Consider the following 20,061-nt stretch of genomic DNA (forward strand, 5'->3'; position numbering starts at 1 on the left):
TTTATAAAAAAACACTTAAATTGAGTGGTAAATCGCTCATTTTCAAAACAAAATGCAATCGCTTTATGAAAGACACTTCAATCCAAGCCTTTATTCAGGATTTACCCAAAACCGAGCTCCATTTACATATTGAAGGTACTTTTGAGCCTGAGCTCATGTTTAAGATTGCGAAACGAAACAACCTTACCATCCCATATGCAGATGTTGACGAACTAAAAAGAGCCTACAGTTTCAATAACCTTCAAGAGTTTCTAGATATTTACTATGCTGGAGCTTCCGTTCTAATTAAAGAAGCAGATTTTTACGACCTCACTTGGGCTTATTTGACAAAGGTTCATGAGCAAAATGTTAAGCATGTAGAGATATTCTTTGATCCTCAGACCCATACCGATCGCGATGTTCCATTTGAATTTGTGATGAATGGAATTTACAGAGCGTTAGAAGATGGGGAAAAGCAACTAGGCATAAGTTTTAAACTCATTATGAGTTTTTTAAGACATTTAGATGAAGCATCAGCTCTTAAAACATTAGAACAAGCCTTACCTTATAAAGACAAGATTGTGGCCGTAGGCCTTGATTCTTCTGAACTAGGTAATCCTCCATCAAAATTCAAGAACGTATTCCAGAAAGCCTTAGAAGTAGGTTTTCTGACCGTTGCCCATGCAGGCGAAGAAGGTCCTTCAGAATATATTTGGGAAGCTCTAGATTTACTCAAGGTTACACGAATAGATCATGGTAACCGTTGTTTAGATGATTCTAGGTTGATAAAGCGGTTAGCAGAAGAGCAGATGCCTCTTACCTTGTGCCCTTTATCAAATCTTGAGCTTAAGGTAATTAAAGATTTAAAAGAATACCCTTTACTTAAAATGATGGAACATAATTTATTAGTTACCATCAACTCTGATGACCCTGCCTATTTTGGAGGTTATATGAATGAAAATTTTTGGGGTATAACCAAAGCCTTGAACCTTTCTAAAACACAGATAGCAGAATTGGCCAAAAACGGATTTAAAGCGAGTTGGTTATCTGACGAGAAAAAAGAAGCCTATTTAAACGAAATTGAATTGCTTCTTGAGAACAACTAATACTTGAATCTGGTCAGCGGCCCTCTTTACAATGTTATAGAGTATCCGGTAAAAACACAATTCACTACTTTTGTATAAATTCTATTTAACAGATATAAAATGAGCAAAACAAAAATTGCACCTTCTCTTCTGGCAGCCGACTTTGGTAACTTGCAGCGCGATATAGAAATGGTAAACAAAAGTGATGCAGATTGGCACCATATTGATATAATGGACGGTGTTTTTGTTCCAAATATATCGTACGGAATGCCAGTTCTAAAGACTATTGCCGAGCATGCTACAAAGCCTTTAGATGTGCATTTAATGATTGTAGATCCAGACCGTTATATCAAAACTTTTGCTGAGTTGGGTGCTACACATTTAACCGTTCATTACGAAACTTGTCCTCATTTACATAGAACTATTCAAGCAATAAAGGCCGAAGGCATGAAAGCTGGTGTGGCTTTGAACCCTCACACCAATGTGAACTTGCTAAAAAACATCATTAAGGATTTGGATATTGTACTTATCATGAGTGTAAATCCTGGTTTTGGTGGTCAAAGTTTTATAGAGAACACTTACGATAAAGTATACGACCTTAAGCAACTTATAAAAGATTCCGATTCCTCTGCTTTAATAGAGGTTGATGGTGGGGTAAATTCCAAAAATGCCAAAGCCCTAATCAAGGCCGGTGCCGATATTTTGGTTGCAGGCAGCTTTATTTTTAAGACCGAAGACCCAATAAAAACAATTCAAGAACTTAAAAAATCTACCGATAGATGGAGCATTTTCGAGTTGTAATTATAGGGGGAGGTCCCATAGGAATAGCTTGTGGACTTGAAGCCCAGAAAAAGGGTCTGAGCTATGTGATTCTTGAAAAAGGACCTATCGTAAACTCATTATTTAACTATCCGCAGAACATGCAATTTTTCTCTTCTTCGGAAAAACTGGAAATAGATGAAATTCCTTTTATAAGTACAGAAGCAAAACCTAAACGAAACGAGGCTTTAGAATATTACCGAAGAATCGTTACTTCCAACAAACTCAACATTCGGCTTTTTGAAAAAGTAAAGAAAGTTGAAAAGGTTGAGAATGGGTTTTCAATCGTTTCTGAAAAAAACAACTATACAGCAGATAAGGTAATTGTATCTACTGGGTTTTATGATTTACCTAATAAACTAAATATCCCAGGAGAAGACTTACCTAAAATTGCCCATTACTACAACGACCCACATTTCTATGCTAATCAAAAACTAGCCGTAGTGGGTGCCAGTAATTCTGCCATTGATGCCGCTCTTGAGTGTTATCGTAAAGGTGCGGAAGTTACTTTAATCATAAGAGGTCATGAGGTAGGCCCACGTGTTAAGTATTGGGTAAGGCCTGATATTATAAACCGTATTGAAGAAGGGAGTATTAAGGTATATTATAATTCAAAATTGAAAGAAGTACGCCAAAGCGGAATTATAATTGATACGCCCGAAGGTACTGTTACTTTAGAAAATGACTTTGTTCTAGCTTTAACCGGTTATATGCCCAATTTTGAATTCTTAACGAATATGGGTGTGAAACTATCAGATGATGAAAAAAAATTACCCCAATACAATCCTGAAACTATGGAAACTAATGTAGCGGGTATTTACTTGGCAGGCGTTATCTGTGGCGGAATGGAAACTCATAAGTGGTTCATAGAAAACTCCAGAATACACGCTAAAATAATCATCTCTTCTATTCTTGAAGAAAAAGAAATTAGTAAAGTTTAAAATTCACATACCCCCTTTTTCAGGGGGTATCTTTTCACTGTTCTAGGTATATTTTACAGAGGTACAAAACATGACATTTGTATCAACAAAGAACCTGAACAATGAAATATATTTATCCAAAACTACTTCTTGTCTGTCTGGCTCTCGCCATTTATTCCAACAACAAACCAAGACGAGACAAAAACCAATCTCAATCCGTAGAAACCAATCGATATTCGTTATTGGTGCAAAGGGGTGCTTTTCATTTTGATTCATTTAAAATTACCAAGAATAAAATCTCGCACATACCCGGCATATCTTCTAATTTTGAAACCACTACTTACAACGAAAATAGCCAGTCATTTCTAGACAGTTTACAGACCTTAGGTTTTTTCAAGAAAATAGAAGCCAATGGTTTTTGGAATCTTGAGACACATTACGGCTCAGAAAAATCATGTACCAGCCAACTTATCGTGACACTGACTACTAATGAAAAATCAAAAACCGTAATTTGCGATGATTACCAGACGGATTGTCCCAAGCTTATAAAATATATAGAGCAAAAAGTTGTTGAATTGGAAGGAAACGATTTAAAACGAATCTACTTACCAGGATAAAACCATACCACTGAAAACAAAACATAAATTCCATATCACTCCTATTCTGGATTCATTCCAGCTTTTTAGCTTAGCAATTTTGCTTTGCTTTTCTAATCTTCATGCCCAAGAAGCTAGCAAGGATTCGGCAAATGAAGACCCTCCACAGCGGATTACATTTTCTACGATTCCAAATACAAGGGAAGACTCCTTATTGCCATACTACGAAGCATTAAAGACTGCGGACTTTGGAAGTCAACGGTTTTCAATTTTTGAACAATTGGTAGAAGAACACATCAAAAAGGGAAATACGGATTCCATTTTACATTATGGCAACCTTTATGTAAAAGAACTGGGTAACTGGGAAAAACCGGATATCTCAAAAAATCTGCATTATGCCAAAGCTCATTACTTTTTGGGTATAGGAAGTCATTTTAATGGCCTTTTAGATAAATCTGTAGAATGGCATATTAAAGGTTTGCAAGAGGCAGAAGCTGCAAATTCAAACGAATATCAATTCAAGAATAAAATAGGCCTTGCACACAATTATATTTTAAAATCAGAATCAGATAAAGCCATTGCTATGCTCACCAAAGCAATAACTAATTTTGGCGCTGAGTTTCCTGACCAAACCATACAGGCTCGCATTTTATTGGGCAACGCCCAACTAAGTAAACAAGCATACGTACTCGCCAAAAAAGAATTTGATGAGGGGTTACGTATGGCCACAGATTTTAAAAATTTAGAAAAAGAACTGACTGTAAAATTAGAAATAGCCAAACTTGCAGAAGCACAAGCGGACTATGAGAAAGCATTTCAAGGTTATGAATCTGTTAGAAATGAAGCGCTTTCAAACGGTTTTATTGCCATTTATTTTGAAGGGTCCCTACTATTAGGCAGATTGTATTATAAGGAAGGAATGTATGAAACAGCCAATATAGCCCTAAGCGTTGCCTACATTAACGCTATAAATCGTGAAAATTTACAGTTTCAAAGAGAGGCTTTAATTGTACAAGCCAGAAGTTTTTCCAAACTAGAAGACTATAAAAACGCGTATGCCATAATGACCCAACTTTTTGGTGTAAATAATCAAATTAATACCAAACAACAGCGGGAGATTATAAAAGAACTTGAAATACAATATGAAACCCTCCAAAAAGAGAAAGCAATTTCTAGTCTAGAGGAAGACCAAATAATAAAAGCTGCCGAACTTGAAAGACAGAAGACCATCAAAAACGCTTTTCTCATTGGCTTCTTCATTATATTGATTCCCGTAATTGCACTACTCTACCTCTATTATCAAAAAATACAGACGCAAAGTGAACTGACCAAAAAGCAAGAAGAAATAAACACACAAAAAGTTACAGCTCTAAAACAGGAACAAGAGCTAAACCTCATTAAAGCCTCTATTGAAGGGCAAGACGAAGAACGGAAAAGAATTGCCCAAGAATTACATGATAGCATTGGTGGAAACCTAGCAGGAATAAAACTACAAGTATCTACTATGACTGGTGATTCTGACAAATGGAAAGCTATTAATAGTCAGTTAGATGAAACTTACCAATTGGTAAGAGATATATCTCACACGCTTATTCCAAAGAAATTTAAGCAACATGCTTTTTCTGATTTAATTCGAGAATACATAGCATCGATTTCAAGCAGCGGAAAAATAAAAATTAGTTTTCATCCGCATCCGGAAATGGATATAAATGCGTTGGATGAAAAAGTCCAAATGGAGCTTTTTAAGGTGATTCAAGAGTTGATGACCAACACACTTAAACATGCAGAGGCAAGTAATGTAGACATACACCTTAGCTTGCTTAATAAAGAACTATCTCTTCTTTTTGAAGACAACGGACAAGGGTTTGATGTTTCTAAAATAAAAGAAGGCATCGGTTTTGAAAATATCCGTAGTAGAATTAAAGAATTGAACGGTAAATTCCACATAGACTCTTCTAAGAATAGGGGATGCGTAATTTCCATAGAAATCCCCATAACAACAACATCCCATGAAATATAACCTCATCATTGCAGATGACCATAAAATGTTCATAGACGGCCTATTGAGCATCTTGAGTGATGCACCTGAATTTTCGGTTACAACTACAGCAAAAAATGGAGCGCAAGTCATCAAATACCTAGACATTAATGGTACAAAGGACCTTCACTTGTTAATTACCGACCTCAGCATGCCCGAAATGGACGGTATAGAACTGAACCGTATCATTAAAGAAAAGTACCCTACTTTAAAAACTTTGGTCGTGAGCATGCATATAGATGGTGGTATGATTGAAAAACTCATTCAAAACAACGTAGATGGTTACGTACCCAAAAATGCCGAAAAAGATGAACTTCTAACAGCTATGCGAACCATAGTGAAAGGAGAAAAATATTTTTCCAGGAAATAAAACGTGCTTACACGGATGCTATGTTCGATAACAAAAAGCAAGAAGAGATACATCTTACAGACCGCGAAAAACAAGTACTAAAGCTTATTGCAGATGAATACACTACGCAAGAAATTGCAGATGAACTCTTTCTAAGTAAGCACACTATAGAAAGTTACCGCAAAAATCTCATCTCAAAATTACAAGTGAAAAATTTAGCCGGACTCACCAAACATGCCATTAAAATTGGACTTCTAGACTCTTAACTAAACAAAGAGTAAAATAAGCGTAAGTACAAGACCACCTAAAGCAAAATAAAGACCTTTCTTAAATATTGGAGCACTAGGCCTAAACATCCAAAATGCAGAGATTACAAAGAATAATAGTGACGCTCCAAAGAAAATATTTAGAAAAAACAAAGGCTGACTAGAAGTCGCCTTATGTATTTTGGCCATTTTACCTAAAACAAAAGGCAGTTCTTTCTTAGTAAATGATGCAACACCAGTTTTACTATCATAAGAACCTCCTTCAAAATGAATAATACCTCCCTCTTCTTTCTCTAACTTAAAATGTTTTATTTTAAGAGCCTTCCCTACATCATCTGCCTTTATATTGGGTTTTAATGTTTTCTCAACAGCTACTTCATTCTTCAGAAAATCGGTATCTCTAAAAATTAGAATAATACCGCTTATTGCGTACATGGCCATTATACCTGCCAAGAAAAAGCCTAAATACCTATGGTAGGTACGCATTTTTTCTTCTGTTTTTCTCCCCATTACTTTTATGTTAATTGATTGGTTTATCTTCTTCTTCCAGAATATTCCATAGCCTCGCCTTTACCGAAACCATAACTAAAGCCAAAAGTAATAAACCTACCACGTTGTCTTCGGGAATAAGTTGAAAAAGTTTCTTGCGTTGTTTCCGTTTCGTTTACTCGTGAAGCAAAAACATCTCTTACACTAAAGTTTACCACGCCTTTACCTTTCAATATCTTCTTACGGGCACCCATATCCAAAAAGAGGTTATCGCTTGTGTTTCCTTGAACCGTCTCATAACTACTTTGATAATTCCCTGTAGCTTCAAAATCAATATCTGCAGGCAATTTAAGTTTGGTCATTAACTTCATAGACCATCTATCTGCATTAAAATCGAATACCTGAGTATCTAAACTTCCCTCTCTATCAAACTTGTTATAATTTACATCTGTAGTTACCGTAAACCACTGGGCAGGACTATACTTCCCATTAAACTCAACACCTGTAGCTTTATTGGTACCAATGTTCTCAGGTTTACTTATGGTAACTTCATCCTCATAGCTAAATATAGATTCAATAACATCTGTGGTGTAGCGGTGATACACACTAAAATTAAGCGATGCTTTTCCTAAAACATAAATACTTGTAATCTCATAAGAATCTGTATACTCTGGTTGTAATTCCGGATTACCTTGACGGATATTAAAGTTATTTCTAATATTGAAAAAAGGATTCAAATCCCACAAATCTGGCCTATACACTCTGCGCGAGTATCCAGCTTGCATAGAAACCTTATCACTGAATTTATAGGACGTATGCGCACTAGGAAAAAGGTTGGTATACTTCTGTTCATTCTTCTGGTTGGTATTTTGCAATAATGTATTGAGGTTTGTTTGTTCCATACGGACTCCTGCTTTCATACCCCATTTTCCAATTTCATATGCACCTGTACCATAAACAGCAAAAACCTTTTGATCATATTCAAAAACATTGGTCAAATTTGGGTTTGAAACATAAACCCCATTTTCTAAATCGTCAACCTCATAATCATTGCTAACATCGTTTAAAATATATTGACCGCCTGCTTCCATTGTCCATTCTTCATTAAATGGCCGTGTATAATCTAGTTTAAAAGTATATTCCGCTTCCTGAAATTCGGTACGGGTTCGTTGTGTGGCATCATTATCCTCTCCTGATATGGTTACATCTTCAAAATCTGACGATTGATCTTTACCGAAAAAATTTCCCAAAGCACTGAACAAAAGATCATGGTCTTCGTGATCTTTAAAATCGCTTTTATATTGAAGCTCATACTGGTATTTTGGATTAGTAGCTTCTGTAGTTTCAGTACGCTCCCATTCTGAAATTAACTGATTATCCGCATCTAGAGATTTGTATTTTGTATTGGAAGGTTGATCTTCAATTTCATAGGCGAAATTCCCCGAAAGGGTCAATACATTGTTTTCATTAATGTAATAATCCGTTCCTAAAATAATATTATAAAACTCCTCATTTCTAAACTCCTCACCTATTGAAGCAATTGAAGTGCCATCGGTAAGATTTCGGTTAATGTTTTCCGTATCATTTGGCAGTTCCCTATACCCTGCTCCTAATTGACTAAAAAGGTTGAAGCGTTCCGTACGGCGATTTAAACTTAACCCAAAACTATGATTGTCCGGTGAACCTGTATTTAAACTAATAGAACCATTAAAGCCTTCCCGCTCTTCTTTTTTTATGACAATGTTGATTATTCCCGAAGTACCCTCAGCGTCATACTTAGCCGAAGGATTAGTAATAACCTCCACCCTTTCAATCATATCAGAAGTAATAGTTCCCAATGCATTTCCACCATCTCCAGTAAGAATTGAAGGTTTGCCATTAATTAAGACTTGTACCCCTTGGCTTCCGCGTAAGCTTATTTGCCCTTCAATATTTACATTCACAGAAGGCACATTGTTTAAAACCTCTAAGGCACTTGCTCCAGTGCTGCTAATATCCTTACCTACGTTAAATACCCTTTTATCTAACTTAAACTGTGTTCTAGATACCTCCCCTGCTACTACAACTTCTGAAAGCTGTTGAGCATCTTGATTCAGTTTCACTTGCCCCATATCAATAACTCCGTTTGCGGGCACGAGATTATCGAATCTTTTTTTCTCAAAGCCGATAAAACTAATTTCAATAAAATAGTTCTGAGCATCTGTTTTTAGGCTGAACGAACCATCATCTAAAGTAGTGGTACCTGTAATTCCTTTTTGTGTGGTTTTGTCTCCTACCAAAACTGTTGCGAAAGCAACTGGCTGTCCGCTAGATTGCTCAACTACGGTTCCTACAATTTCAATCTCACCATTCTGGGCAAGGCTTATATTCGTAATAAATAACGCCAAAAACAGCGTAAAAAAAGTGGAGGTAAATTTTAATTGCATGGTATGAGTTGTTTGGAATATAAAAATGCATAAAAAAACCGTCCAACGAAACTCAAAAAGAGCTATTTAACAATTTTAACAATGTTGAGTCAGCCTGATAAATACGCTGAATTAGAATAATTTACGCTATACGTTTAATCCCATTTCATGTTCTGTAAACGCACGGCGTTCAAAATAGCTAAAAGCGCTACGCCTACATCGGCAAAAACGGCTTCCCACATAGTAGCCATTCCCCCAGCTCCAAGAATCATAACCAAAGCTTTGACCCCAAAGGCAAGAGCAATATTCTGCCAGACTATTTTTCTAGTAGACTTCCCTATTTATATGGCCTGCGCAACTTTTTCAGGTTGATCGGTCTGAATAATAACATCTGCTGTCTCAATAGCCACGTCGCTTCCTAAACCGCCCATAGCAATACCAACATCGCTAGCCGCCAATACCGGGGCATCATTTATACCATCACCAATAAAGGCTACTTTTGCCCCAGAGATATCCTTTAATTTTTCCACCTCGTTAAGTTTATCCTCAGGCAGAAGTCCACCCTTGGCCCAATCTACATGAAGTTCTTTAGCCACCTTCTGTGTAATGGCATCCTTATCTCCGGACAACATCACAATTTTAGACACCCCAGTTTTCCGTATCTTCTCAATAGCGGCCTCAGCACCATCCTTAAGTTCATCGGAAATAATAACGTAACCCGAGAACCTTCTATCAACAGCTACCATTACTATACTTTCTACAACAGCCTCCATTTCTTTAGGAACCGTTATTCCATTAGCAACCATTAGCGCTTTATTTCCTACTAAAACGGATTTACCTGCTACAGTACCTGCCAACCCCTTTCCTGCAATCTCAAAAACATCTTTGGCCTTACTACTAGCCCCTTCTTCTTTATACTCCAGAATGGCCTTTGCTATGGGATGGGTAGATTGTGCTTCAATGGCCATGAGGTAGTCCATAAAATCCTTCTCGCCTAAGGACTCACCAGATTCGTCATTATCAGCATGTAAAATAATTTCCTTTATTTTAAACACACCCTTGGTTATAGTACCTGTTTTATCCATTGCCAAGGTGTTAATCTTGGTAATGGTATCTAGAAAGGAGGCACCTTTAAACAGAATACCATTTCGGGAAGCTGCACCTAGGCCTCCAAAATACCCTAAAGGAATTGAAATAACCAAAGCACACGGACAAGAAATAACCAAGAAAATTAACGCGCGGTAAAGCCAATCCCTAAAAATATATTCCTCAACAAAAAAGTAAGGCAACAAGGTTAGGCCAATAGTAGTAACACCACAATTGGTGTATAAATTCTAGCAAACTTACGAATGAACAATTCTGTTTTTGACTTGCGGGCCGTGGCGTTCTGTACCATATCCAAAATACGGGCAATGGAGCTGTCTTTAAATTCTTTGGTAACCTCCACTTCAATAACCCCATCTAAATTAATACTCCCGGCAAATACTTTCTCACCTTGAGCAATAGTAGATGGTTTACTTTCCCCGGAAATAGCCGCCGTATTTAAACTGGCTTTCGCCGATAATAATTTCCCGTCAAGCGGAATTTTCTCACCCACACGAACTTGAATACGTTCACCAATTTTTACGGCTTCAGGAGCTACAGAAAACATATCTCCGTTACGAAGCACCGTAGCCGATTTAGGCCTTACATCCAATAACGCTTTTATATTTCCTTTGGCCTTTGTCACGGCAGAATGCTGAAACAGTTCTCCCACCGCATAAAATAACATTACGGCCACACCTTCTGGATATTCCCCTATAGCAAATGCACCAATAGTGGCAATGGACATTAATAGAAACTCAGTAAAAAAATCTCCGTTCACAATGCTCTTCCAGCCCTGTTTCATTACCGGAAAGCCTACAGGTATATAGGCAATACCGTACCAAACTACACGTACCCAATCCGTAAAAAAAGGCACATTAAAAACATCTAGAGCAATACCTCCCAGTAACAGTACAAAGCTAATAATAGCCGGAAGATACGGACCAAAAACCTTACTGGGTTTTTCACTTTCATGATTGCCACAACAGCTACCACAATCGTCATCCGAAACTTCACCAGAATGTTGGTGATTATCTATATCCCGAAGATTGACCTTCTTCTTTTTTATCATTTTTATAAAATTGTAAGTTCTTAAATAACTTCTTGCAAACGTATTGCTAGAGCCACCCGTAATAAAATTTATTCCAAATAAAGTAAAGACCTCGTATGCGAAAATTATTAAGCGAAACAAGTTGCCCTAGCAGTACAATTGGTTTAAGGACTATGTTCCGCTTCTCCCTTTTTCATTTCCGCCATTAAATAGTAGGCATTATTGAAAGTAAACTTAGATTGAGAGTCAATTTCCGTCAAAAAATTTACAGCGACCCACTCATCATCTTCAGTACCTAAAGTTACTTCATATACGGAACAAAACTAAATGCGTCTCCTTCTTTTTCTACACCCACTGCTCTACTATGTAATTGTTGTAATGAGGCACCACACTTTTTACCCTTTTAAGAGATACCTGGGTCATGCTCCAAATACCTGTACCAACTAGTGCAAGCGTGAGCAGACCAACAATAAATTTGTTATTGATGGAAAAATCAATGATTCTATTAATCATATGGAATGTTATAATTCAGTTAAAAATACGTTTCCTGCCTAGAAGCAAAAACGACAAAAATTAGGGTAATGAAATCTGAAACAAATTCATTACAACGGGATATAAGTATCCCCTAAAAAACTGAATTATACCCTGGGAGGTTGTAAAAGGTCTAGAAAAACGTCTTTGCCCGAACTCTCAAAGTGGGCTAATTCTTCTTGTGAAATTAACGGTTGAAAAAGCTCAAACGTAACCATATTAAAATTGACCGTATGCGTGTGACAGCAGTGACACATGCAGAACGGAGAACACATATCATTAGATGCATGTCCGTGATCCACACCATTATCTGCAGTTACCATAACCTGATTATCAGTCACAATATCTGCATCACTACAAGGCACCACATTGAGTGCCAAAAAGTAAACGGATAATATGAGAGTCAATAATTTCACGCTGCAAAGGTATAAAGATTTTGATTGGGCAATACATTTATTGGATATAAAGCAAGAAGCCATATCTAATATAGCCTAAAGACGACTTGTAATACTTTAGCTACTTTTTGTATATTTAGTTATTAAGCAATTGAGTTAACAGCAAATCTACATCCAAAAGAATATCAGTTTCCTTAAGACGACAAAAACAGTTCAGCTTAATTCAAAAATATAAAGATTGCAGCAACATTCAAGACTATTACTACTTCTGTCAACTGTATTGATTTCTTATAATGGAATGAGTCAGAAAAACACAACCTTATTAAATGGGATAGTCAAAAGTGCTGAAAATGATGTTTCTAATGTATTAATTGTCAACTTAAATTCTAAGGAATCTACAATTACAGACTCTTCAGGACTATTCACTATTGAGGTTAGATTACGGGATTCACTCCGTATTATGGCAGTTCAATATCTTAAAAAGGAAATTGTTATTACAGATAGCATTTTCAATGAAAATTTTGTTGCCATAAACCTTATTGAGAATATTATTAATTTAAATGGTTACCGTTACTCCTTATAATCTTACAGGTAGAATAGACCAAGATCTTGACCGACTAAATATTAAACCAGCCGTTACTTCATCTTCTTTGAAATTACCAAATGCTGATTTGGAACTAATGACCCATAGTGAGCGACTACTTATAGAGGCCGATCGCGGAAAGTATGTCTCTTATTATGTTATAGCCTTAAAAATAAATTTACATAAAACATTAAATAGATTTTCTGGCAGAACCAAATCATTAGAAGACATGGTAGCCCGAGATGAAAAAATGGCGATAGAAAAGCAAATCATAACTAAGTTTTCAAAGAAGACACTATCAGAAAATTTCGATATTCCTGAAACAAACATTGATGGATTTCTTACGTTTTGCCTATCTCAAGAAGATTTTTCTGAATTATCTAACACATGGAACACAACAGAGGTTCGGGATTATCTAAAGGCGAAAAGCATTGAATTCAAAAGAACCGATTTGATTACAGAATAATTGCTACTTGGAGAATTTGAATAAAAGATAAAAACACTTAACCCAAAACTTAACAAATGGAAAATATTTGGATAATAGCAGTAAGCCTTTTGTTCATAGGCATTTTTATTTTTTGAAAGGTTACCTGCGGTTATTTCAAAAAAGAATATGCTAAAAAGCTACGGAAAAAATGGGGAACGAAACTTTTTATTGGCAAGGTGTCATATACACAAGTACCGGCAGTACATTTCTAATACTGCATTTCTTTAAATAGACAAATCTTTTGACTTTTTAGAAATAGAGTAACCACTGGCAACGAAGGCTCAACAGGCCAAAGGAAAACATCAAATCTGGCGTGTAATATCCTAATGTTATTTCAGCTACTATCAAAGTGTAGGTTAGGTATTAGGGGAACTTTGAATCAAAAACGTAATTAGAACGTAACCTTTAAGAAAAAAGGATTTCAAACAAAGTGAAGAGGTCCACTTATCTTATAAAATCTTTCAAACCTTTAGAATCCTGTTTTAAAGTGCTGACTATAGGAAACCTGATTTTTTTCCGTTAATTTTAAAGTAACTCAATTATTGATATACAAAATTTATGGAATTTTACATTTCCATAAATTATATTTATATCCGAATAAAATATGAAAATAACTTTATTGAATTTACCGGAGGCAACTAGGGTAAATTTGATAAGTATAAAACTATAAAATTCTTAAACCCCTTAGATATGGAAAATGATAAACATTTAAACTCATCTGACGATGATAGTAAATGCCCACACCACCAAGAGCAATCTTCACCTATTTCAGAAGAAAATAAAGAACACGCGCACAGCCATGGTTCATCATTAGGCAAATGTCCTGTAATGCATGGAGGAAATACAGCAACCAAATCATCTGTTATGGAGTGGTGGCCAAATGCCCTAAATCTTGATATTTTACACCAAAATGATACTAAAACTAATCCGTTAGGACAAGAGTTTAACTATCATGAAGAACTTAAAAAATTAGATACTGAGGCGCTTAAGAAAGATATGCATGCTTTAATGACGGATAGTAGGATTGGTGGCCTGCAGATTGGGGTCATTACGGGGGGTTATTTATACGTTTATCTTGGCACTCTGCTGGAACATACCGTGTTTCTGATGGTCGTGGTGGCGGTGGCTCAGGTAGTCAGCGTTTTGCGCCATTAAATTCATGGCCAGATAATGTTAGCCTAGATAAAGCAAGACGTTTGTTATGGCCAATCAAGAAAAAATACGGTAATAAGGTAAGCTGGGCAGATTTAATTGTTCTGGCAGGTACTATTGCTTATGAAGATATGGGCTTAAAAACCTTTGGTTTTGGTTTTGGTCGCGAAGATATTTGGCATCCTGAAACGGATACCTATTGGGGAAATGAAAAAGAATGGTTAGCACCAAGTGATGAACGTTACGATAATGTAGACAAGCCTTCTACTATGGAAAATCCATTAGCTGCCGTGCAAATGGGTCTAATCTATGTAAATCCAGAAGGTGTTAATGGAAAACAAAACCCTTTAAAAACAGCTGCGCACATACGTGAAACTTTTGAACGTATGGCCATGAACGATGAAGAAACTGTGGCTTTAACTGCAGGTGGACATACAGTTGGTAAAACTCACGGTAATGGTGATGCAAGTATTTTAGGACCAGAACCTGAAGGAGCTGATGTAGAAGAGCAAGGACTAGGTTGGCATAACCCTACAAAATCAGGAAAAGGCCGTTATGCGGTAACGAGTGGTCTTGAAGGCGCATGGACAACACACCCTACCAAATGGGACGGTGGTTTTTTTGAGATGTTATTCAATCATGAGTGGGAACCTCGCCAAAGCCCTGCTGGTGCTTGGCAATGGGAACCAGTGACTATTAAGGACGAAGACAAACCAGTAGATGTTGAAGACCCTAGTATCCGTCACAACCCTATGATGACCGATGCTGATATGGCTATGAAAGTAGATCCTATTTATAAGGAAATCTCTCTTAAGTTCATGAAGGACCAAGAGTACTTCTCTGAAACTTTTGCTCGTCTTATAGTTTAAATTAACGCATAGAGATATGGGGCCAAAAGCAAGATACTTTGGTTCTGATGTTCCACAGGAAGATTTAATCTGGCAAGATCCTATTCCGGTTGGAAAGAGTGATTATGATGTATTGGCTGTAAAGAACAAAATAGCTGCTTCTGGTTTATCTATTTCAGAAATGGTATCTACCGCTTGGGATAGTGCACGTACTTTTCGTGGATCGGATATGCGTGGTGGTGCTAACGGTGCTCGTATTCGACTAGCTCCTCAAAAAGATTGGGAAGGAAATGAGCCAAAACGTTTAGCACATGTGCTTTCTATTCTTGAACCTATTGCTGCTGAATTTGGTATTAGTATTGCTGATACAATTGTACTAGCTGGAAATCTTGGAATAGAACAAGCTATTAAAGCGGCAGGTTTTGATATTGCTGTTCCATTTGCCTTATGGTCGTGGCGATGCTACGGATGAAATGACAGATGCAGAATCTTTTGAACCTTTAGAACCATTAGCTGACGGCTATCGCAATTGGAGCAAAAAAGAATATGTTGTAAGTCCAGAAGAATTAATGCTGGACAGAACACAACTAATGGGACTAACAGCACCAGAAATGACCGTACTTGTTGGTGGTATGCGTGTGTTAGGAACAAATCATGACAACACAAAACATGGTGTTTTTACTGATAAAGTTGGTGCATTAACCAATGATTTCTTTGTGAACCTAACTGATATGGGTAATACTTGGAAACCTACCGAAAAAGGACTTTACGAGATTCGTGACCGTAAAACAGGTATCGTAAAATGGACGGCCACACGTATGGATTTAGTGTTTGGTTCTAATTCTATTTTACGTTCGTATTCCGAAGTTTATGCGCAAGATGACAATAAAGAGAAATTTGCAAGTGACTTTGTAAAAGCTTGGACAAAAATGATGAATGCTGATAGGTTTGATTTAAACTAAATCAAAAACTACAGTTCGTAATTTATAAATTGCAAGCGGCTTCGGTTCTTAACCGAAGCCGCTTTTTTATGGGGTAATCTCAGAAAAGAAATCAATTGATTCAATATGTATAAACTATTCATTTACGTATTTTTATAAGGATGTTTTGTATTGGACTTTATTTTTCCAGCGAAATATTTAACACAACCAATAAGAATATTTCATCGGCAATAGAACAACCAGTCATTATGATAAAAACTCAACTTAAATTACTCACTTTAAGCCTAGTACTAACTACGGCCTTTATAGGATGTAAAGAGAATAAATCTAACGTAACAGCGGATAAACTGACTATATCTGTCAAGAGTGAAAACTTTCTTTCTGGTGGATTAGCTGAACCTATTATAATTGAAAGCCGAACCCTATCTGATGGCTCCACTGCCGATTGTTATAAAATAGTAGTTACCTCAACCCCCACAGATCACGAAATGGGCCCTTGGTGCCCCAATAATATTTCGGACGATGCATCAGCTGGTGGTATTTGGTTAGATGGAGGAAAGGTTCATGATGTAGATGGTGATTTCGTGAAAAATCTGGCCACCTTTTATGAAGATGATACTTGGATGTTATATGACAAGGAAACCGGTGAAATAACAAAAACTAAAACAAAACAAGAGTGCCAAGAAGCCGCAAATCCAAATGTAGGAGTAGAATATCAAAATTATTGTGTTGAATGTCTGCCTTCTTATGTAGCAGATATACAGCATACTTATTATATTCCTGTCACCCCTAAAAAAGCGGTTACCCCATACAAATTTTCAAGCCATCCATAGGTGGCGGACCTCCTCCACGAGCCGACGGACATGAAAGACCAGAAGGCCCACCTGAAGGACATAGAGCTCCGCAAGGAAATTCAACCTTACCTTCTGATAGAGGCTTGGCATTTAATGGCGTAGCTTTTAATGCTCCTGCACCTGTAGATAATATCTTAGGTGCATATACTTTAGCACCATTTGATGATGCTGGCGGACATATAAATTTAAACGCAGGTTATCATTACCATGCAGCTACAGGGGTTTCCAAGAAAATAGAACAAACAGATAATCATTCTGCCATGATTGGTTATGCCTTTGACGGATACGGAATCTTTGAAAATGCAGATGCAAATGGAAAAGAATACACAGATTTAGATGAGTCAAGAGGTCATTATGACGAGATACGTGGGTATCATTACCACGTAGACAAAGCAGGTAATAATAACTTTATAGACGGTTTACGAGGTGAATATGCACTATAGAAAACCTATACTGCAACTATTCATTTTTTGTTTGATGTTAACGAGCAAAATTCTATTTGCTCATAACCCCGATTTATCTAATATTATTATCTCTAAAACTGATAGTGGGCAAATAATTTTACAAATCAACAGCTCATTAACCGCTTTTCAACAAGAGGTTATTTACTTAAACGGAGAAGGTGCTTACCAATCACCCGAAGATTTTCAAAACCTTGTTCTCAATCATTTCAATGCCACTTTTTCCATTATTGTAAATGAACGAGACACCCTGCAGTTTAAGAACCCAAAGGTTTTCTTAGGTCATGAAACTAAATTAGTTGCCGAAATTATTGGACTACCAGAAACGGTAACCACTATCCACTTAAAAAATGAACTATTCAAAGACGTTCATAACAACCAATCTGTAATTATCTTTTTGTTAGATAATTTTCCTAAGAAAAAATATACGCTAAACAAGACCAATACCCATCAAATCGTTATAGAACTTAAAGACGGAAAGTGGAACGAATTGGAAATAGAAAACACTGATTCTTATTTTAAATACTTAGAATACGCAGCTATTCCCGCAATAGTCCTTTTGTTATTCTATGTAGTTAGAAAAAGAAAGAATATCAGTGCATAGAAGCTAGCCTTTTTCATATTCCCTCATGTGCAAAAAACTAAGGTTACCAAAACTTTAAAGGTAAGTATAGCGCAATTTTATATTCATGTTGAAATTAAAAGACCTCTAATTTACAGCACGCCCATACATTACTCTCAATTACAAAACCTCTTCCTAAATTTTATAACTAAATGTGTAATCAATGTTACCCTCATACTTAGCTATATAGAGTATTTTTGTTGACATAATTTCATCTTATGGAAGACATGATTTTTTATGATAGACTGCAGTTTGCATTCACTATCACATTCCACTACATATTTCCTCAATTAACAATGGGATTATCATTATTGATTGTCTATTTTAAATGGAGATATCTCAGAAATAAAATTGAAAAATATAACGATGCCGCAAAATTTTTTATGAAAATTTTTGCCATCAATTTTACAATGGGTGTTGTTACCGGGATTCCAATGGAATTTCAATTTGGCACCAATTGGGCAAAGTTTTCTGAGCTAACAGGTGGTATAATTGGTCAGACCTTGGCTATGGAAGGTATGTTCTCTTTCTTCCTAGAATCTTCTTTCTTAGCTCTATTTATTTTTGGTGAAAAGTTAATGGGTCAAAAACTACACCTCTTAACTGGCTTTTTGGTGTTCTTAGGTTCTTGGGCAAGCGGTTGGTTTATTTTAGCCACCAATGCTTGGATGCAACACCCGGTAGGATATGAAATTTTGGATAATGGTAAATTTGTATTAGAAAACTTCTCTGCACTTTTTGGCAACCCTTGGCTCCTACCCGCTTTTCTACATAATCAATTAGCATCTGTTGTTACCTCTTCTTTTGTCGTAGCAAGTATAGGTGCCTTCTATATTTTAAGAGAAAAACAAACTGAATACGGAAAACTGTTTCTAAAAACCGGAGTTATTTTTGGTTTGGTTTCTAGTGTTTTGGTAGCTTTCCCTACAGGTGATTGGAATGCTAAAAATGTTGCCCAGTATCAACCGGCCGCTTTTGCCGCTATGGAAGGTATTTTTGAAACAGAACATGCAGGAGCGGAAATTGTACTCATTGGTCAGCCCAATATGGTCGAAAAAAGCTAGACAATAAGATTGCTGTTCCCAACATACTTAGTTTCTTGACCTATCAAGAATGGCACAAGCAAATTATGGAATGGATAAATTCAAAAAGGAAGAGTTGCCAGATAATATTCCCGCTCTATATTATTCATACCATATCATGGTTGGTTTAGGGACCGTTTTTATGGGTATTATGGCTTTGGCCGTTTTCTTTTTGTGGCGCAAAAAATTGTACCAAGCAAAAGCATTACTTTGGACAATCATGTTTCTAGTACCATTTCCCTATATAGCTAATCTTACCGGTTGGTATGTAGCAGAATTAGGAAGACAACCATATTTAGTTTACGGCTTATTAAGAACAGTAGATGGTATTTCCCCCACGGTTTCATCTGGTAACACTTTGTTTACTTTACTAGGTTTTGTTGCACTATATATACTGTTAGGCTTGTTATTTTTAGTCTTAGTTGGCAAAACTATAAACCAAGGTCCAAAACCTCAAACACATTAAATTATGGAAACATTTTGGTTCATCATAATAGCTATTGTTTTAGCTGTATTTTTTATTTTAGATGGTTATGATTTTGGTGCAGGAATCATTCACTTGTTTTTAGCAAAAACTGAAAACGACAAAGAACTAATTGCAAAATCTGCAGGCTTGTTTTGGGACTCGAACGAGGTTTGGTTAGTGGCAGCCGGAGGCATGCTTTTCATGGCTTTTCCAACCTTTTACGCATCTGTTTTTAGTGGTTTCTATTTACCATTGATTATTGTTTTATGGTTAATTATTTTTAGAGCCATTGGCTTAGAATTCAGAGGTCAATTCCACTTTCAAATGTGGAAAGATATCTGGGACAAATCTTTTGGTGTTTCTAGTTTATTATTAGCCCTATTTTTTGGGATTGCCTTGGGCAACATCGTAAGAGGTGTAAATCTAGGTGGTGTTGAAAATGGCGTATCTATTTATGAAGGGCATTATTTTTTCCTTCCCCTATGGGATAGTAGTTTTAGTCCGCTAAGCGAAACACTGGAATTATAGATTGGTTTACAATTATTATAGGTTTAATATC

At 36.5% G+C, this 20,061-nt stretch carries 17 protein-coding genes and 3 pseudogenes; 15 read left to right on the forward strand and 5 right to left on the reverse strand.

All coding sequences use genetic code 11. The features are described from left to right. The first annotated feature begins 65 nt into the window (after nt 1–65). From Q5W13_RS03710 to Q5W13_RS24590, 7 genes are all read left to right on the forward strand, one after another. Nucleotides 66–1,085 carry an adenosine deaminase gene (locus Q5W13_RS03710; protein ID WP_304445405.1) on the forward strand — a complete coding sequence of 340 codons (1,020 nt, stop codon included), beginning with the start codon at nt 66–68 and terminating at the stop codon, nt 1,083–1,085. Between the two features lie 99 nt (nt 1,086–1,184). Next, nucleotides 1,185–1,865 (forward strand): ribulose-phosphate 3-epimerase, encoded by a 681-nt coding sequence (gene rpe, locus Q5W13_RS03715; protein WP_155597627.1) that lies wholly within the window; start codon nt 1,185–1,187, stop codon nt 1,863–1,865. Beyond that, nucleotides 1,844–2,824: a YpdA family putative bacillithiol disulfide reductase gene (locus Q5W13_RS03720; RefSeq protein WP_304445406.1), complete on the forward strand. Its 981-nt coding sequence runs from the start codon at nt 1,844–1,846 to the stop codon at nt 2,822–2,824. The genes rpe and Q5W13_RS03720 overlap by 22 nt, the downstream gene beginning before the upstream one ends. A 101-nt stretch (nt 2,825–2,925) precedes the next feature. Beyond that, a complete protein-coding gene (locus Q5W13_RS03725) occupies nt 2,926–3,420 on the forward strand; it encodes a hypothetical protein (protein WP_304445407.1) in 495 nt (164 codons plus the stop codon). 79 nt (nt 3,421–3,499) lie between these two features. Then, nucleotides 3,500–5,419 carry a tetratricopeptide repeat-containing sensor histidine kinase gene (locus tag Q5W13_RS03730; RefSeq protein ID WP_304445408.1) on the forward strand — a complete coding sequence of 640 codons (1,920 nt, stop codon included), beginning with the start codon at nt 3,500–3,502 and terminating at the stop codon, nt 5,417–5,419. Then, nucleotides 5,409–5,807 carry a response regulator gene (locus Q5W13_RS24585; RefSeq protein WP_368662422.1) on the forward strand — a complete coding sequence of 133 codons (399 nt, stop codon included), beginning with the start codon at nt 5,409–5,411 and terminating at the stop codon, nt 5,805–5,807. The genes Q5W13_RS03730 and Q5W13_RS24585 overlap by 11 nt, the downstream gene beginning before the upstream one ends. Before the next feature lie 20 nt (nt 5,808–5,827). Continuing rightward, nucleotides 5,828–6,052 (forward strand): response regulator transcription factor, encoded by a 225-nt coding sequence (locus Q5W13_RS24590; protein WP_368662423.1) that lies wholly within the window; start codon nt 5,828–5,830, stop codon nt 6,050–6,052. On the opposite strand, the gene Q5W13_RS03740 is transcribed toward Q5W13_RS24590, so the two are convergent. From Q5W13_RS03740 to Q5W13_RS03760, 5 genes and pseudogenes are all read right to left on the reverse strand, one after another. Continuing rightward, nucleotides 6,053–6,562 carry a hypothetical protein gene (locus Q5W13_RS03740; RefSeq protein ID WP_304445409.1) on the reverse strand — a complete coding sequence of 170 codons (510 nt, stop codon included), beginning with the start codon at nt 6,560–6,562 and terminating at the stop codon, nt 6,053–6,055. A 23-nt stretch (nt 6,563–6,585) separates the two neighbouring features. Beyond that, nucleotides 6,586–8,967: a TonB-dependent receptor gene (locus Q5W13_RS03745; RefSeq protein WP_304445410.1), complete on the reverse strand. Its 2,382-nt coding sequence runs from the start codon at nt 8,965–8,967 to the stop codon at nt 6,586–6,588. A 134-nt stretch (nt 8,968–9,101) separates the two neighbouring features. Beyond that, nucleotides 9,102–11,101: pseudogene (locus Q5W13_RS03750) on the reverse strand (heavy metal translocating P-type ATPase). A 324-nt stretch (nt 11,102–11,425) separates the two neighbouring features. Continuing rightward, nucleotides 11,426–11,593 carry a hypothetical protein gene (locus Q5W13_RS03755; protein ID WP_155597636.1) on the reverse strand — a complete coding sequence of 56 codons (168 nt, stop codon included), beginning with the start codon at nt 11,591–11,593 and terminating at the stop codon, nt 11,426–11,428. A 125-nt stretch (nt 11,594–11,718) separates the two neighbouring features. Continuing rightward, nucleotides 11,719–12,027, reverse strand: a complete 309-nt coding sequence (locus Q5W13_RS03760) for a DUF6660 family protein (protein ID WP_304445411.1) — start codon at nt 12,025–12,027, stop codon at nt 11,719–11,721. Between the two features lie 217 nt (nt 12,028–12,244). On the opposite strand from Q5W13_RS03760, the gene Q5W13_RS03765 reads away from it, so the two are divergent. From Q5W13_RS03765 to cydB, 8 genes and pseudogenes are all read left to right on the forward strand, one after another. Next, nucleotides 12,245–12,589, forward strand: coding sequence for a hypothetical protein (locus Q5W13_RS03765; protein WP_304445412.1), 345 nt, complete (start codon nt 12,245–12,247; stop codon nt 12,587–12,589). Further along, nucleotides 12,567–13,055, forward strand: a complete 489-nt coding sequence (locus tag Q5W13_RS03770) for a BamP family beta-assembly machinery protein (protein WP_304445413.1) — start codon at nt 12,567–12,569, stop codon at nt 13,053–13,055. The genes Q5W13_RS03765 and Q5W13_RS03770 overlap by 23 nt, the downstream gene beginning before the upstream one ends. 711 nt (nt 13,056–13,766) lie before the next feature. Beyond that, a pseudogene (katG, locus tag Q5W13_RS03775) lies at nt 13,767–16,038 on the forward strand (catalase/peroxidase HPI). A 227-nt stretch (nt 16,039–16,265) separates the two neighbouring features. Then, nucleotides 16,266–16,850: a hypothetical protein gene (locus tag Q5W13_RS03780; protein WP_304445414.1), complete on the forward strand. Its 585-nt coding sequence runs from the start codon at nt 16,266–16,268 to the stop codon at nt 16,848–16,850. 104 nt (nt 16,851–16,954) lie between these two features. Continuing rightward, nucleotides 16,955–17,314 (forward strand): YHYH protein, encoded by a 360-nt coding sequence (locus Q5W13_RS03785; protein ID WP_304445415.1) that lies wholly within the window; start codon nt 16,955–16,957, stop codon nt 17,312–17,314. Between the two features lie 34 nt (nt 17,315–17,348). After that, nucleotides 17,349–17,936, forward strand: coding sequence for a hypothetical protein (locus tag Q5W13_RS03790; protein WP_304445416.1), 588 nt, complete (start codon nt 17,349–17,351; stop codon nt 17,934–17,936). A 236-nt stretch (nt 17,937–18,172) separates the two neighbouring features. Continuing rightward, nucleotides 18,173–19,502, forward strand: a pseudogene (locus Q5W13_RS03795) (cytochrome ubiquinol oxidase subunit I). A gap of 3 nt (nt 19,503–19,505) precedes the next feature. Next, complete coding sequence (gene cydB / locus Q5W13_RS24595) at nt 19,506–20,030, forward strand: cytochrome d ubiquinol oxidase subunit II (protein ID WP_368662424.1); 525 nt, start codon at nt 19,506–19,508, stop codon at nt 20,028–20,030. The last annotated feature ends 31 nt before the right edge of the window (nt 20,031–20,061 follow it).

The sequence above is a fragment of the Zobellia laminariae genome (assembly GCF_030553095.1).
GTDB classification, from domain to species: Bacteria; Bacteroidota; Bacteroidia; order Flavobacteriales; family Flavobacteriaceae; genus Zobellia; species Zobellia laminariae.

What these genes read in the sequence shown, in the direction of transcription:
- Q5W13_RS03755 (WP_155597636.1), bottom strand. Translation starts at nt 11,593, where the DNA reads ATGATTAATAGAATCATTGATTTTTCCATCAATAACAAATTTATTGTT.
- Q5W13_RS03780 (WP_304445414.1), top strand. Translation starts at nt 16,266, where the DNA reads ATGATAAAAACTCAACTTAAATTACTCACTTTAAGCCTAGTACTAACT.
- Q5W13_RS03720 (WP_304445406.1), top strand. Translation starts at nt 1,844, where the DNA reads ATGGAGCATTTTCGAGTTGTAATTATAGGGGGAGGTCCCATAGGAATA.
- Q5W13_RS24585 (WP_368662422.1), top strand. Translation starts at nt 5,409, where the DNA reads ATGAAATATAACCTCATCATTGCAGATGACCATAAAATGTTCATAGAC.
- cydB (WP_368662424.1), top strand. Translation starts at nt 19,506, where the DNA reads ATGGAAACATTTTGGTTCATCATAATAGCTATTGTTTTAGCTGTATTT.
- rpe (WP_155597627.1), top strand. Translation starts at nt 1,185, where the DNA reads ATGAGCAAAACAAAAATTGCACCTTCTCTTCTGGCAGCCGACTTTGGT.
- Q5W13_RS03790 (WP_304445416.1), top strand. Translation starts at nt 17,349, where the DNA reads ATGTTAACGAGCAAAATTCTATTTGCTCATAACCCCGATTTATCTAAT.
- Q5W13_RS24590 (WP_368662423.1), top strand. Translation starts at nt 5,828, where the DNA reads ATGTTCGATAACAAAAAGCAAGAAGAGATACATCTTACAGACCGCGAA.
- Q5W13_RS03710 (WP_304445405.1), top strand. Translation starts at nt 66, where the DNA reads ATGAAAGACACTTCAATCCAAGCCTTTATTCAGGATTTACCCAAAACC.
- Q5W13_RS03770 (WP_304445413.1), top strand. Translation starts at nt 12,567, where the DNA reads ATGGTTACCGTTACTCCTTATAATCTTACAGGTAGAATAGACCAAGAT.
- Q5W13_RS03725 (WP_304445407.1), top strand. Translation starts at nt 2,926, where the DNA reads ATGAAATATATTTATCCAAAACTACTTCTTGTCTGTCTGGCTCTCGCC.
- Q5W13_RS03745 (WP_304445410.1), bottom strand. Translation starts at nt 8,967, where the DNA reads ATGCAATTAAAATTTACCTCCACTTTTTTTACGCTGTTTTTGGCGTTA.
- Q5W13_RS03740 (WP_304445409.1), bottom strand. Translation starts at nt 6,562, where the DNA reads ATGGGGAGAAAAACAGAAGAAAAAATGCGTACCTACCATAGGTATTTA.